Here is a 14301-nt window from a genome sequence, read left to right on the forward strand (position 1 = left end):
TACTTCAGCTGACGACGGCGTGTCCGCCGAACTGCTGGCGCAGTGCGGCAACAGCCTTCATGGCCGGCGAGTCGGGCTGACGCGACTCGAAACGGGTGAACAGCGACGCGGCGATGACGTGCAGCGGCACCGCCAGGCGGACGGCCTCGTCGACGGTCCACCGGCCCTCGCCGGTGTCCTCGGCGTAGCCCTTGAGCTTGCCCAGCTCGGGGTCGCCGTCGAGGGCCCGGTCGAAGAGGTCGAGCAGCCAGGACTTGACCACACTGCCCTCCCGCCAGCTCTTGAACGCGCCGGGCACGTTGTCCACGTACTCGGATGCCTCGAGCAGCTCCCAGCCCTCGGCGAAGGCCTGCATCATGCCGTACTCGATGCCGTTGTGGACCATCTTGGTGTAGTGACCGGCGCCGACCGGGCCGGCGTGCACGAAGCCGAACTCGCCGGCCGGCTTCAGCGCCTCGAAGATCGGCATCGCCTTGGCGACGTCCGCCTCGGTGCCGCCGACCATCAGGGCGTAGCCGTTCTGGCTGCCCCAGACGCCGCCGGAGACACCGCAGTCCAGGTACCCGATGCCCTTGGCAGCCAGGCGCTCGGACCGCGGGCGGTCGTCGGTGAACTTGGAGTTTCCGCCGTCGATGATCAGGTCGCCCTCGGCGAGGAGCTCGCTGAGCTGGTCGATGGTGCTTTCGGTGATATCGCCGGCCGGGACCATGGTCCAGACCACTCGCGGAGCGGCGAGCTTCTCGACGAGCTCGGCAAGAGAGCTGACGTCCCGCTTGTCCGGGTGGTGGTCGAATCCGACCACCTCGTGCCCCGCAGCGCGGATACGGTCGGCCATGTTGCCGCCCATCCGGCCGAGACCGATAAGGCCAAGCTGCATGGTGTTCCCCCTAGATGTGCGTTTCCCTCAGCCTCAGTATCAGCGAGTTACCCGGATCGGCATGATCAGATAGCGGTAACCGGGCACGATTTCGCCGTTTTCGGTTGCGGGCGAAATCACAGCGGGCTTGAACGCATCGACGAACGACAGCAGCGCATTGGGGGCGCCGAGGTTCTGCAGTCCGTCGATCAGGTACTGCGGGTTGAAGCCGATGGTCAGCGCCTCACCGGTGAAGTTGGCCTCCATCGCCTCGCTGGCCCGCGCCTCCTCCGTCCCACCGGCCTCGACGACCAGACCGTCCTCGCTGAAACTCAGCAGGACCGGGGTGGTGCGCTCGGCCACCAGGGCGACCCGGCGGACCACCTCGACGAGGGCGGCGACACCGACCCTGGCCTCGGCATTGTGGCTCGCCGGGAACAGCGAGCGGACCGGCGGGTAATTGGCGCCGTCGAGCAGGCGACTGGTGGTGCGCCGGGTGCCGCCGGCGAAGCCGATCATGCCTTCCCCGGCGTTGCCCTGCGAGAGGGCGAGCGTGACCGAGCCGCCGAGCGGGCCGAGCGTCTTGGCCGTGTCGTTCAGCGTCTTCGCCGGAACCAGCGAGTTGAGGCTGATGTCCGGGTCGTCGGGGTTCCACTCCATCTCGCGCATGGCCAGGCGGTAGCGGTCGGTGGCGAGCATCGCCATCGACGAGCCGTTCAGCTCGATCCGGACACCGGTCATCATCGGCAGCGTCTCGTCCCGGCCGGCGGCGATGGCCACCTGAGCGACGGCGGCCGCGAAGCCGGCGGCGTCGACCGTGCCGGCACTGGACGGCATCTCCGGCAGCGACGGGTAATCCTCCACCGGCATCGTCGGCAGCGTGAACCGCGCGCTGCCGCACACCAGCTCGAGATGCGCACCGACCGCGGCGATGTCGACCGGCTTGGCCGGCAGTGCCTTGGTGATCTCGGCGAGCAGTCGGCCGGAGACCAGGGCGGCGCCGTCGGCGTCGGCCTGCACTTCCACACTGACCTGGCTGGAAACTTCGTAGTCGAAGCCGGACACCTGCAGTCGGCCGTCGGTGACTCGCAGCATGACGCCGGCGAGGACGGGCACCGAGGGACGACTGGGCAGGCTCTTAGCCGTCCAGGCCACGGCGTCGGCGAGTGCGTCTCGCTCCACCCGGAACTTCATGCTTGTCCTCCGCGTCGCTTTCTTATGTCGGGGGCGTGGACCCCCACGAACTTTAGGGCGCGTGGCAAGCCGGTGCCTCCCCGGGCCTGCCGGTGCGGTTTGCGACAAGCCGCCAGCGGCTCATCCACAACTTCCCCAACGCCGTTGATTGATTTTTGTTCTCTTAGAAAAAACTTCTAGTCGTAGTCATAGGGCCTGTGCACAGTGTGGAGAACTCACGTCCGTGCTGGTCAGCGGGTTATCCACCGGTGATTCACATGTGGGAAACCAGGGTACAAAGCCCGGTCTTCGTCCACAGTCGTCGAGCCGACTCCGGTTGTCCACCGTTGTCCACCGGCTATCCACCGGTTATCCACCGGGTTTGTCCCCCGGACTGTGGACAACGTTGGGACGCTACCGGCTCGTCGTCCCCAGAACCTTCAACAGGAAATCCACACTCGTCCACAGGGTGTGGGTAGCCCGACAACTGTCCGTGTCTGTCCACATCGATTTCCCCAGGTCTTATCCACAGCTGTGCGGAACGCCGCCGAGAGTTGTCCACCGCTGGGGATAAAGGGCTGTGAACTCTGTGAATTAGTGTGGATAACGTTGGCACGACACGGTTGCGTCCCGACGTTGACATCCGGCGCTGAGCGTGGATTTGGGTCGGCCGGCGTTCCGAGGAGGCACTCGCGGGGCGGGCCGAGAGTTATACACAGGCTGTGGGAAAAGGTATGGAAAACCCCAAAACCGGACACCTTCGGGTGACGGGCCCTGTGGGTAACTTTCGCGACACGATTGGCCCGATCTATTTCCGTACGCGTCGGGAAGCGGCCTCGTCGGCCGATGCTCCCGGGTGTGGACCGTCGGCCCGGACTGGGCTCGTGTCGGTCGACCGGGGAGCGACAGCAGCGTGCCGGCCCGCACCGCCCGGAGCGGCTGCACCGGGGCATGCGGCGACGCCTGGCCCGATGTGCGCAGGCGGGTGCCGCGACGGTGCGGTTGTGGACCGGCCGGCGCGTACCCCTAAGAGGGTTTAGGTGTTCTGTTTGATGCGGTTGGTCAGCTCGGCGATCTGGTTGTAGAGCGAGCGCCGCTCGGCCATGTGCTGGCGGATCTTGCGGTCCGCGTGCATGACGGTGGTGTGGTCGCGGCCGCCGAAGGCCTGGCCGATCCGGGGCAGCGAGAGATCGGTCAGCTCGCGGCAGAGGTACATCGCGACCTGCCGGGCATTGACCAGAACCCGGCTGCGGGAATGGCCGCGCAGGTCCTCCAGGCTCACGCCGAAATAGTCGGCGGTGGAGACCATGATCTGGTCGGCGGTGATCTCGGGGCCGGCACCGTCCGGCATGAAGTCGCGCAGGACCTCTTCGGCCAGTGAAAGCTGGACCGGCGATCGGGTCAGGCTGGCGAAAGCTGTCACCCGAATGAGGGCGCCCTCGAGCTCGCGGATCGAGTTGGAGACCCGGCTCGCGATGAATTCGAGGACGTCGTCGGGGGCGTACATCCGTTCCTGGGCGGCCTTCTTCTGGAGGATCGCGATGCGCGTCTCCAGGTCGGGCGGCTGGATGTCGGCGAGCAGACCCCATTCGAAACGGGTCCGCATGCGATCTTCCAACGTGGCCAGTTGCCGCGGGCTGCGGTCGGAACTGATGACGATCTGCTTGTTGGCGTTGTGCAGCGTGTTGAAGGTGTGGAAGAACTCTTCCTGGGTGCGCTCGCGGTTTTCCAGGAACTGGATGTCGTCGATCAGCAGGATGTCGACGTCGCGGTAGCGCCGCTGGAACGCCTGGGTCTTGTCGTCGCGCAGGCTGTTGATGAAGTCGTTGGTGAATTCCTCAGTGGACACGTATCGGACTGATCGCGCGTGCCCGAGGGTCGTCGCGTAGTGACCGATCGCGTGCAGCAGGTGCGTTTTGCCCAGACCGGAGCTGCCGTAGATGAACAGCGGGTTGTAGGCCTTCGCCGGGGATTCGGCGACGGCGACCGCGGCGGCGTGCGCGAACCGGTTGGACGAGCCGATGACGAACGTCTCGAACATGTACTTCGGGTTGAGCCGATTTCCATCGTTCGTGCCGCGCGGATTGCTGGACGGCCGGATGTCGTGCGGGACCCGGCCGGGTCCGTTGTCGCCGCGCATCGGCAGCGCGTCGTCGACCAGGGTCGGCCGATCGTCCGGGCGGCGCGAGTTGTCGCGCATCTGCGAGTCGGATGTCATCCGATGGTGGGGCGCGGTCTGGTTCTGATCGTTGTCCGGTGCGGGACCGCGGCCCTGGGGCGCCGGCTGCATCTGCTCCGTCGGCGGCATCGCCTGCATCGGCGCCGAGTGATGGAGTTGCTGTTGCTGCGGCGGCGGGCCCGGGTCGGCGAAGAGCGCTTCCTGGCCACCGCGGGCGGCGGGCACGTTGCGGTAGCCGGGGGGACCGGGTCGCTGGTTGTCGGCGTACGGGTCGTGGCCGTATGCCGGGATCTGCTCCGGCTGGCGCTGCTGGGGCTCGGCGTAGTGCCGGGGCTGCGGCTCCTCGGTGGGCTGCTCGACCGGGGTGCCGTAGACGGTGCCGGGCAGACCGGTGCCGTCCTCCGGGGGCTTCACGGTGACGGCGACCTGTATCGGCCGGTTGAGCCGGCGGCTCAGCGCCTCGGTGATCGCGGGGCGCAGCCGGGACTCGATCACGTCGCGGGTGAAGGCGTCCGGAACGGCCAGCAGCGCGGTGTCCTCGACGATGGCGCGCAGCTTGGTCAGCTGCAGGTAGGCGCGCTGCTGGGGCGACGAGATCTCGTCGGCCAGCTCGTCGAGCGTCGCCTTCCACACACCGCTCAGGTCAGCCTGATCGGCCACCGCCGCGCCACCCCCATCGCCACCGACCCCCGGTGGACCTTGTCCGGCTTACCGCCTTTACTCCGCCGTCGCCCCATTCGGGCGCTCGACGGTTCCCCCCAATCCAGCACCACATTTAACGTGCTGAGCACGCTCGGCGCCACCGGTTGTCCACAGGTTATCCACAACCTGTGCACTCGTTGGCGGTCGCACCCCGGCCGGACGGTCGGTAAGACTTCCCGGAGCCTGGAACGGCACGGATGAAACAGGCTCACCGTGCCGAACGATTCACCTGCTTGTCCGGTTTTGCTCCGGTACGTCGTGGTATGCACAGAGCGCTGATGACCAGCAAACGGGCACGCTAACAGCGAGGTTGCCGAAGCTACAACTGTCGCACCGCCGGACAAGCGCCCGTTGGCGGGAAAAGATTCACTGGGCGCGCAGAAAGACGAGCTACCGGGTGGTGAGGTCTCGTTCGTCGGCGTGCCGGGACACGATATGGTTGACCGGCATTGCCGCCCTGCGTAGGGTCGAGCGGTTGCTCCGCCGCGTTCTGATAAAGTGGCGTCTTGCAGCCAGATGCCCCCTGAACGTAAGCACGAAGACGGAGTTCTCACGTGAGCAAGCGCACCTACCAGCCGAACAATCGCCGGCGCGCCAAGACCCACGGCTTCCGGCTGCGGATGCGCACCCGTGCCGGTCGTGCCATCCTTTCCGCCCGCCGCAACAAGGGCCGCGGCACGCTGTCGGCCTGAGCCGGCGGCTGTCGGGCCCGGAATGCCCAGGTAGTCATGCTGGCCGCCGCGCAGCGTATGCGGCGCAGCACGGACTTCGCCGCGACGATTCGCGGTGGCCGTCGAGTCGGCCGGGGCACGGTTGTGGTTCATCTGCTTCTCGAGGAGCCGGTGCGAGCCTCCACGGCTTGTGCCGGCTTCGTCGTATCCAAAGCAGTGGGCAACGCCGTGGTCCGTAACAAGGTCCGCCGGCGGCTCCGCCATCTGGTCCGCCCACTGCTGGCTTCACTGCCTGAAGGGTCGTCGCTGGTGGTCCGGGCACTGCCCAAAGCGGCCGAGGCGTCGTTCGACACCCTGGGCACCGATCTCGAGTCCGCGCTGGCGGCGGCCCAGAAACCACGGCGGCCGCGATGAGCGTTCTTGCCCGAGTGCTGACCGCGATGGTCGTCGCGTACCGTCGTTATGTGAGTCCGGCGTTGCCGGCCCGCTGTCGGTTCTATCCCTCGTGCAGCGCGTACGGCCTGGAGGCGCTGGCCAAGCACGGTGCGATCAGAGGGACAGGGCTGACGGTCTGGCGGCTCATGCGCTGCCACCCCTTCCACCCTGGTGGGTACGACCCGGTGCCTGACCCGATCCGTCACCGTCCTGCCGATGTGACTGGAGCTTGAATTGAGCCTCGACTGGATCTACTACGCCATTTCGTGGATCCTTCTGCGCTGGCACGCCCTGTGGGACTCCATCGGGATCCCGGACGACAAGTTCATCGGGACCAACTGGTCCTGGGTTCTGGCGATCGTCTTCCTCGTGGTGACGGTTCGCGTCATCCTTTTCCCGGTCTTCGTCAAGCAGATCAAGAGCCAGCGCGCGATGCAGGCTCTGCAGCCCAAGGTCAAGGCCCTCCAGGAGAAGCACAAGGGTGACCGGGAGACGCTCCAGAAAGAAATGATGGAGCTCTACAAGACCGAGAAGGCCAACCCGCTCATGGGCTGCCTTCCGATGTTCTTGCAGATCCCCGTCTTCCTGGGTCTCTTCCACACGCTGCGCCGGCTCAACCCGTCGAACAGCCAGACCACGCTGTACGGCTGGACCACCGAGCAGTTCCGGGACGCCACCCACGCGTCGCTGTTCAACGCGCCGCTGGCCTCCAAGTTCGGCTCGACCGCGGAAGAGCTCACCGCGCTGCAGGCCAACAGCACCACCGTGAAGGTCATCGCCGGCATCCTGGTCCTGATCATGATGGGCACGACCTACGCGACCAGCCGCCAGATGATCCTCAAGACCGGCTGGGCCGAGGACCCGCAGCAGAAGATGATCCAGCGCCTGATGCTCTACGGCATCCCGCTGTCGCTGCTCGTCTCCGGTTCGCTGTTCCCGATCGGTGTGATCATCTACTGGGTCACGAACAACCTCTTCACCCTGGCGCAGCAGCAGTGGGTGCTCCGCAAGTTCCCGCCGCCGCCGATGGCCGGCAAGACCGGCAGCGCCGCCAAGAGCACCGGTGCCCCGGCCAAGTCGTCTTCCTCGACCGCCACGAAGAGCCCGGTGCAGCCGGCCGGCCGCAGCGGTGGCCTGTTCGGTCGCAACAAGGCGCAGGCCGAGCCGGAGACCCCGGTCGTCGACACCAAGGCGCTCGCCCCGCGGCCCGGTGCCAAACCGGTGAATCCGAAGAAGGGCGCCCGACCAGCGAGTAAACCCAAGGGATGATCGCGGCTCGGGCGCTGATCGGCGCCCGAGCGCACCCCTTGCACAGACTTGCCCGCGGGTGCCGCCGCGGGAAACAGCGGACCGAGCGGGTCCGGCCCGATTGAGTACGGAGATGAGACCGTGACCGACACCAGCACTCCCGAATCTTCGGTCTCCGAAGTGACGTCCTCCGCGGCTTCGGCCGCGGCCTCGGAGGACGACACCGCGGAGACCAAGAAGTCGGAGATCGTCACCTCCGAGAGTGACCTGTTCAAGCAGAGCGAGATCGCCGCCGACTACATCGAAGGCCTGCTGGACATCCTCGACTACGACGGTGACATCGACGAGCTGATATCGGGTGGCCGGCCGATGGTCGAGGTGGTCGGTGGCCGGCTGCAGCCGCTCGTCGGCCAGCGCGGAGCCACGCTGGAGGCTCTGCAGGAACTCACCCGCCTGGCGATCTTCCGGGCGACCGGTACGCCGAGCCGGCTGCTCCTCGACATCGGCGGGTACCGCGCGTCCCGCCGCAAGGAGCTGGCCGCCGTCGCCCGTAACGCCGTCGAGAAGGTCAAGGAGCACGGCGACCCCGTGCGCCTCGAGCCGATGTCGGCGTTCGAGCGCAAGTGCGTGCACGACGTGGTCAACGCGATCAGCGGCGTGCAGAGCGAGTCGGAGGGCGTGGAGCCCAGCCGCCGGATCGTGGTTCGTGCGGCCGACTGACGATGACTGAACCCCGCTACGGCGCGGGAGACCTCGGCCCGGGCGAGTCGTCGCCCGGGCCGTCGTCTTTCCCGGGTCGCCGTTCTCGTCGCCCTATCGCCTTTCCGGGGCGGTCTTCCTCTCCGTTGCCTTCGCCTCCGTCCTCGCCGGTGGTTGTGCCGGACGGGGTCGTGCCTCCGGAGGAGTTTGCTGCGGTGGCCGCGCAAGTTTTCGGGGACCGGCTGGCGCTGGCTTCGGAGTACGCGCGGCTCCTTGTCACCGACGGGGTGGTGCGCGGGCTGATCGGTCCGCGCGAGGCTCCGCGGATCTGGGAGCGCCACCTGGTGAATTGCGCTGTTATGAGCGAAATGATCCCTAACGGAGCTTCTGTTCTGGATGTCGGTTCAGGTGCCGGTTTGCCCGGTATCGTGCTGGCAGTGGCTCGACCGGACCTCACCATCACCCTGGTCGAGCCGCTGGCACGACGCACCGCGTTCCTCACCGAAGCGGTGACTGCTCTCGGCCTCGAGGCGGCCGTCACGGTCGTCCGCGGCCGCGCGGACGAGGTCGTCGGCGGGCCCGCTGCCGGTGCCGATGTCGTCACCGCACGGGCGGTCGCACCGCTCGACCGGTTGGCCGGCTGGTGCCTGCCGCTGGCTCGGGTCGGTGGCCGGTTGCTGGCGCTCAAGGGTTCGTCGGCCGCCGACGAGGCCGACGAGCACCGGGCCGTCATCGCCGAGTTGGGCGGTGGGGAGCCGGTACTGCGGCTTTGCGGGACGGGTCTCATCGACCCACCCGCGACGGTCGTGGAGATCGTCAAGGAGCGAGACGTGGTGCCGGTACGACCTAAGCCGTCCAGCCGGGCGGAAGGTCCGGGGCGCGGTGCCGGTTCGAGGACCGGTGGGCGCGGTTCTGGGCGAGGGAGATCACGGAGGGGATAGATGGCCAAGCGGGGCGCGCGGAAGAGAAACGTCAAGAACCGACGTCCCGATGAGGCCAGGCACGACGGCGACCTTGCCGCCGGTGCGCCGTCTCCGTCTGCCGTCCCTGGGGCGGCGGTGGACGGCCGGGTAAGGGCTCCCGGCGTGCTCGCTGAACGGCGTGAATCCGTCCCCGGTAGCCGGGCGCCGGAACATGGCAATGCGTCGCGGACGGGCTCGTCTGGGCCGGCTTCGGTTCGGCGACCGGCCAGCGGGCCCGCGGCTTGGGACTTGCCGGTGCCGGTCCGTGGGGAGTCGTCCTCTCCTGGGGTGGTATCTGGGCCGGCGGCTCGCCTGGGGGTTGAGCAGGCGGGGTCGGCCGGGGTGGGGAATGTGACGGTGCCGACGCGTACATCTGAGAAGGCCTCCGTGCCGGACGTGCCGTCGATAGAGGGAAGCCCGCGGGTTTTGGGGGGCTTTGGCGGGGAAACGGATGAGGTGGACGCGGCTGGCGAGGCTGCTGCGTTGCGGCTGGTGCCGGGCATGATGGTCTTTGCGACGCCCCCGGTGGATGATCTGTCTACGTTGCACTCGCCTCATCAGGCGGACGGCCGTGGCGGGGCTCGCCCGACGGCCGTAGGCTGGCCGGGCGTCGATAGTGTGGACCGGTCTTCTTCCGCTGGAACGCACGTGTCGCCTACTGACCCGTTCCTCACTAACAGGGATAAAACGGTGCATGAGTTCGGTGTTTCACGTGAAACCGAGTCGCCTATCGGCCCTCGTTGGTCCTCCGGAGTGGGTTTTGACGGGCCTGGTGGTGCCTACCCGCACGATCAGGGCGTGCCGTCGCCGCGGGTAGGAAGCGGATATTTGCCGCAATCCTCTGCGGGGCAGGTCTACGGGACGCCGGCGTCACAGCCCGGTCCGGAAGAACCTCGCCGATCCCCCGCCCCAGCGCCGCGATCGGCGCCGCCGGCTGTTTCGTCAGCGCCGATTCCGGTGTCGGCCGCGCCTGCCGCGGCGGCCGGACCTTCCGCGCCCACCTCCGGCGGCCCGGTGGCGCCGGCCGGTCCCACATTCGGTCCGTCGAGCGTCGCCCTCGACGCTGACGAGCATGTTTCACGTGAAACGCCGGGCCAGGATGAAGACGATCCGCCGCTAGCCATGGAAGCGTTGCGAGCTGTGCAGATCCTCAACCCGAGCGGCGAAATCACTATGCCGCGTCCGGACCACCCGAGGGTGCTCTGCGTCGCGAACCAGAAGGGCGGCGTCGGAAAGACGACCACGACCGTGAACCTCGCGGTCGCCCTGGCGCTGCACGGCAACCGCGTGCTCGTCGTCGACCTCGACCCGCAGGGCAACGCCTCGACCGGTCTCAACGTGCCCCACCACGCAGGCATCCCGGACGTCTACGACTGCCTGATCGACAACGTGCCGCTGTCCGAGGTCGCTCAGCCGGTGGAGGGCATCCCGAACCTCTACTGCGTGCCGGCCACGATCGACCTGGCGGGTGCGGAGATCGAGTTGGTGTCGGTGGTGGCGCGTGAATCCCGGCTGGCCCGGGCGATCGCCGCGCACCCGGAGAAGTTCGACTACGTCTTCATCGACTGCCCGCCGTCGCTCGGTCTGCTGACGGTCAACGCGCTCTGCGCGGCGCAGGAGGTGTTGATCCCGATCCAGTGCGAGTACTACGCGCTGGAGGGTCTGAACCAGCTGATCAACAACATCAACCTGGTCCGGCAGCACCTGAACCCGACGCTGGATGTCTCCACGATCCTGCTGACCATGTACGACCGGCGGACCCGTCTGGCCGACGCCGTCGAGCAGGATGTGCGCAATCACTTCGGCACCAAGGTGCTGAACGCCGTGATCCCCCGGAACGTCCGCGTGTCGGAGGCTCCGAGTTACGGCCAATCCGTGATGACCTACGATCCCGGATCAAGGGGCGCGACCAGCTACTTCGAGGCCGCTCTGGAGATCGCGATGCGTGGCGTCAGCACAGGAGGCACGGCATGAAGAACCGTCCACGGGGCGGGCTGGGCCGCGGCCTGGGCGCGTTGATCCCGACGGCTCCGGCTCCGGCCGTCGAACCGTCTTCGTCGCCGGTCGCGCCCTCACCGGGGCCGATCCCGCCGCCGACGGCGTCCCCGTTCGAGGACAACGTTGTCGCCGCGCCGTCGTCTTCAGGCTCCGCCAATGAGCTGGCGCCGGTTCCCGGCGCTCGTTTCGCTGAGCTGTCGGTCACCGCGATCGAGCCGAACTCCAAGCAGCCCCGGCACGTCTTCGACGAGGAGGCGCTCGAGGAGCTCAAGACCTCGATCACCGAGGTCGGCTTCCTGCAGCCGATCGTGGTGCGGGATCTCGGCGAAGGTCGCTACGAGCTCGTCATGGGTGAGCGTCGGTGGCGGGCTGCGCAGGCGATCGGTCGGGAGACGATCCCGGCCATCGTGCGGGACACGCGCGACGACGCCATGCTGCGGGACGCGCTGCTGGAGAACATCCACCGCGCCAACCTGAATCCGCTTGAAGAAGCCGCCGCCTATCAGCAGTTGCTCGAGGAGTTCGGGGCGACGCACGAGGAGCTGGCTCGGCGGATCGGTCGCAGCCGGCCGCAGATCTCGAACACCATCCGGTTGCTGAACCTGCCGGCTCCGGTGCAGCGTCGGGTCGCTGCCGGTGTGTTGTCGGCCGGGCACGCCCGGGCGCTGCTCGGCCTCGACGACGGCGACGCCCAGGAGAAGCTTGCGCTTCGGATCGTGGCGGAGGGACTTTCGGTACGCGCTACCGAAGAGCTCGTTTCGCTCGCGCTGGCGGACGGACCGGTCAAGAAGGCGTCGCCGACTCGGCGGGCCAAGGTGCACGCACCGGCGCTGAACGAGTTGGCGGAGCGGCTGTCCGATCGGTTCGACACCCGAGTGAAGGTCGACATCGGCCGGAACAAAGGGAAGATCACCATAGAGTTTGCGACCGTCGATGATCTTGAGCGGATAGTCGGGATGATCGGGGTCGAGGAAGAAGGTTCGGGCGCCGCGGAGGAGTGATCTCACTTTTCGGCACTGAGTAAAGGCACGTGACTCGTCACGTGCCTTTCTTGCTGTTTGGAGATGTTTTCTCGCTTTTCTCCGTTTTCGAGCTTTCGCGGCGGTTCGTTGGCCTTTTTGGTTGGTCCAAGACCCAAATCTCGGCCCTCCGAAAACCCCAGGAGAATGGCTCTGACAGAACCTAAACGGGTGCCAGTCCCTGTTTGGTGATGATCTTCATCGAAGTCGCATGTGTGCCGTAAGTATGTTGAGACGTTGTTAAGGAGTAACGGATGGTTGTCGAGAGGCCGGATCCGCCCCGAGATGGTGGCGAGCGAGAGACGCTTCGAGTGTTCCTCGACTTCCATCGGGCGACGCTCACGATGAAATGCGATGGGCTCTCCGATGAGGAACTGCGGTCACGATCGATGCCGCCGTCGACGCTCACACTGCTCGGTTTGGTCCGGCACATGGCCGAGGTCGAACGGACGTGGTTCCGCCGCGTGATCGGCGGCGAGGACGTGCCGCTGGTTTGGTCGGCGTCCGGCGACTTCCAAGCGGCGTACGACGCGGCTTCGTCGACGCGCTCGGAGGCATTCGAGGCTTGGCAGGCCGAGGTGGCCCGGGCGCGGGAGATCGAGGCCGGCGCGCCTTCGCTCGACGTTATGGGTCATCAGCCCCGCTGGGGTGAGGACGTGTCCCTCCGCTTCGTGATGCTCCACATGATCCACGAGTACGCCCGCCACAACGGCCACGCCGACTTCCTACGAGAGGGAATCGACGGCGAGGTCGGAGCCTGACCCGGCCGGCTGCTTCGGACCCTTCGTTGTGGTGGCCTCGGGTCGTGTCGAGGCCGACTTGAGTGGCCAGAATTCCTCTTCCCGGGCCGCTGTGCGGGGTCCCTCGCCGGGCCCGCACGGGTCGACAGCGCATCCTCCGGGCATGGGTTGTGCCGCGCTTCCTTGTTGGCGGCGCTGGCTTGGGTCCTTGTTGGCGGCGCTGGCTTGGGGCAAGCCCAGGGCATTCAGTGGCAATGTTTCACGTGAAACGGCGTGATCCTTGTGGTGTGGTCCGGGTCCTGTTCCGGCCCGACTGGTCGGGTGGGCCCGCCTGAAATCCAGGGGTCGGTCGCGGCCCGGCGTCCCCTTGCCTCCTGGCGGGAGCACCGCCAGGGGGCAGTCGGCCGACCTTCGTTCACTAGGTCTCTCGTTTGGCCAGCACGAGACTTATGCGCAGGACCGCGACTCGATAGCTGGCCGATGAAGCGCCCGTGGGATCGGGACACGTGGTGGTCGACCTCAACGAGGGGGCGGGCGCGGCGTTCAGGCCTACGACTCGACTTCGGTAGACGACGACGCTGGATTCCACTGCCGGTCGGCTCTCTGGGCCGAGTGTCGATGGTCGGCCCCTCTCAGGGATCGGAGGCTGCGAAACGGCTTCCACTCGGCCCCTTGCACAAGAATCAGTCACAAGCAGCGGTGCTCGATCCGAGAACGACGTAGCCGTCTGGCGCATCCTTCGGTCCGCCCCAGCGGGTACCCGAGTGCTACCCAGGCGCCGTTCTCGTCGAGGATCCCGTGCCGCAGTCGGTGCCGGCCGGCGAGCAGACGGAGGGCTCGGCATGAGCCGTGGTGCTGACCGGTTTGAGTGCAGCCGCCCGTGGTCGTCTTTGGTCAGCACAGTCAGACTGGCGGCGGGAAGGAGCGCGATCGTAATCGGCTCCTCAGGACCGCGAAGGCGGAGCCGGCCGGCTCACTGAAGACGAGGCCTGGCGCGTCGTCATAATTCGCCGAGCGGTCGCTCTGGTCGTGCTGCAATCCCGGACAGCCCGCTAGACCATCGCGGGCGACCTCTTCCTGGGCCACCTACCGCTGTGTGGCTTTCCTCCCGGCGGCCCTGGCGGCGCTCCGACCGTGTGGCGCTCCGACCGTGTGGCTGGCGGCATTCCCATCGCGCTGCCTTTCGTCCGCCGCTCTCCCGCGCGGCCTTCCTCTCCTGTGCTTTCTCTGGCGCTCCCGATCCGGTCGGCCTGGCTCCAAGCCGCCGTTCCAGGGTTTGCCCTCAGATGGATGCGCTGGAGCGGAACGGCGCCTTCTCGTGAAGCGACGAGTTTCGGAGGTGCAACGACTGTCCGGGTAACGCGTTCGGCCTGTCATTCAAGCCTCGGCCGTTTCACGTGAAACAGGATCCCCAGCCGTCACGAGCCGAGCCCACCCGCGCCCGGGCCCGTGGCCGACACGGGCACTACCCAAAGACAGGGAGGCCAGTCACCAAGTCGCCCGCGTTCCGAGCCACCAGACATGGCAGATCATCTCGTCGCCGGTCGCCGGTCGCCGGTCGCCGGTCGCCGGTCGCCGGTCGCCGGTCGCCGGTCGCCGGTCGCCGGTCGCCGGTCGCC

General features: G+C 67.4%; 12 protein-coding genes. 9 read left to right on the forward strand and 3 right to left on the reverse strand.

What is annotated here, in order from left to right; all coding sequences use genetic code 11:
• Nucleotides 1-4: 4 nt before the first annotated feature.
• The 3 genes from gnd to dnaA form a co-directional block, all read right to left on the reverse strand.
• Entirely contained in the window at nucleotides 5-877 is an 873-nt protein-coding gene (gene gnd, locus Adu01nite_RS33120) for a phosphogluconate dehydrogenase (NAD(+)-dependent, decarboxylating) (protein ID WP_203732860.1), read from the reverse strand.
• Between the two features lie 39 nt (nucleotides 878-916).
• On the reverse strand, nucleotides 917-2050 hold the full coding sequence (dnaN, locus tag Adu01nite_RS33125) for a DNA polymerase III subunit beta (RefSeq protein WP_203732862.1): 1134 nt from the start codon (nucleotides 2048-2050) through the stop codon (nucleotides 917-919).
• 1015 nt (nucleotides 2051-3065) lie between these two features.
• Nucleotides 3066-4868, reverse strand: a complete 1803-nt coding sequence (gene dnaA, locus Adu01nite_RS33130) for a chromosomal replication initiator protein DnaA (protein ID WP_203732864.1) — start codon at nucleotides 4866-4868, stop codon at nucleotides 3066-3068.
• Nucleotides 4869-5464: 596 nt separating this feature from the next.
• Here dnaA and rpmH point away from each other — a divergent pair.
• The 9 genes from rpmH (at nucleotide 5465) to Adu01nite_RS33175 (ending at nucleotide 12703) form a co-directional block, all read left to right on the forward strand.
• A complete protein-coding gene (rpmH, locus tag Adu01nite_RS33135; protein ID WP_203732866.1) occupies nucleotides 5465-5602 on the forward strand; it encodes a 50S ribosomal protein L34 in 138 nt (45 codons plus the stop codon).
• Nucleotides 5603-5638: 36 nt separating this feature from the next.
• Nucleotides 5639-5995 (forward strand): ribonuclease P protein component, encoded by a 357-nt coding sequence (gene rnpA, locus Adu01nite_RS33140; protein ID WP_203732868.1) that lies wholly within the window; start codon nucleotides 5639-5641, stop codon nucleotides 5993-5995.
• Nucleotides 5992-6249, forward strand: coding sequence for a membrane protein insertion efficiency factor YidD (gene yidD, locus Adu01nite_RS33145; RefSeq protein ID WP_203732870.1), 258 nt, complete (start codon nucleotides 5992-5994; stop codon nucleotides 6247-6249). The genes rnpA and yidD overlap by 4 nt, the downstream gene beginning before the upstream one ends.
• Nucleotide 6250: 1 nt before the next feature.
• Nucleotides 6251-7285: a membrane protein insertase YidC gene (yidC, locus tag Adu01nite_RS33150; RefSeq protein WP_203732872.1), complete on the forward strand. Its 1035-nt coding sequence runs from the start codon at nucleotides 6251-6253 to the stop codon at nucleotides 7283-7285.
• A 120-nt stretch (nucleotides 7286-7405) separates the two neighbouring features.
• Entirely contained in the window at nucleotides 7406-7984 is a 579-nt protein-coding gene (locus Adu01nite_RS33155) for a Jag family protein (RefSeq protein WP_203732874.1), read from the forward strand.
• 2 nt (nucleotides 7985-7986) lie between these two features.
• Nucleotides 7987-8904: a 16S rRNA (guanine(527)-N(7))-methyltransferase RsmG gene (gene rsmG / locus Adu01nite_RS33160; protein ID WP_203732876.1), complete on the forward strand. Its 918-nt coding sequence runs from the start codon at nucleotides 7987-7989 to the stop codon at nucleotides 8902-8904.
• Nucleotides 8905-9654: 750 nt separating this feature from the next.
• Nucleotides 9655-10899, forward strand: coding sequence for a ParA family protein (locus Adu01nite_RS33165; RefSeq protein ID WP_379138297.1), 1245 nt, complete (start codon nucleotides 9655-9657; stop codon nucleotides 10897-10899).
• Nucleotides 10896-11924: a ParB/RepB/Spo0J family partition protein gene (locus Adu01nite_RS33170; RefSeq protein WP_203732878.1), complete on the forward strand. Its 1029-nt coding sequence runs from the start codon at nucleotides 10896-10898 to the stop codon at nucleotides 11922-11924. The genes Adu01nite_RS33165 and Adu01nite_RS33170 overlap by 4 nt, the downstream gene beginning before the upstream one ends.
• Nucleotides 11925-12196: 272 nt before the next feature.
• Nucleotides 12197-12703, forward strand: a complete 507-nt coding sequence (locus Adu01nite_RS33175) for a DinB family protein (protein ID WP_203732880.1) — start codon at nucleotides 12197-12199, stop codon at nucleotides 12701-12703.
• Nucleotides 12704-14301 lie beyond the last annotated feature (1598 nt).

The sequence above is a fragment of the Paractinoplanes durhamensis genome (genome assembly GCF_016862175.1).
GTDB classification, from domain to species: domain Bacteria; phylum Actinomycetota; class Actinomycetes; order Mycobacteriales; family Micromonosporaceae; genus Actinoplanes; species Actinoplanes durhamensis.

Excerpts from the sequence above, each read along its gene's own strand:
- rsmG (WP_203732876.1), top strand. The coding sequence starts at position 7,987 with ATGACTGAACCCCGCTACGGCGCGGGAGACCTCGGCCCGGGCGAGTCG.
- yidD (WP_203732870.1), top strand. The coding sequence starts at position 5,992 with ATGAGCGTTCTTGCCCGAGTGCTGACCGCGATGGTCGTCGCGTACCGT.
- Adu01nite_RS33175 (WP_203732880.1), top strand. The coding sequence starts at position 12,197 with ATGGTTGTCGAGAGGCCGGATCCGCCCCGAGATGGTGGCGAGCGAGAG.
- dnaN (WP_203732862.1), bottom strand. The coding sequence starts at position 2,050 with ATGAAGTTCCGGGTGGAGCGAGACGCACTCGCCGACGCCGTGGCCTGG.
- Adu01nite_RS33170 (WP_203732878.1), top strand. The coding sequence starts at position 10,896 with ATGAAGAACCGTCCACGGGGCGGGCTGGGCCGCGGCCTGGGCGCGTTG.
- rnpA (WP_203732868.1), top strand. The coding sequence starts at position 5,639 with ATGCTGGCCGCCGCGCAGCGTATGCGGCGCAGCACGGACTTCGCCGCG.
- gnd (WP_203732860.1), bottom strand. The coding sequence starts at position 877 with ATGCAGCTTGGCCTTATCGGTCTCGGCCGGATGGGCGGCAACATGGCC.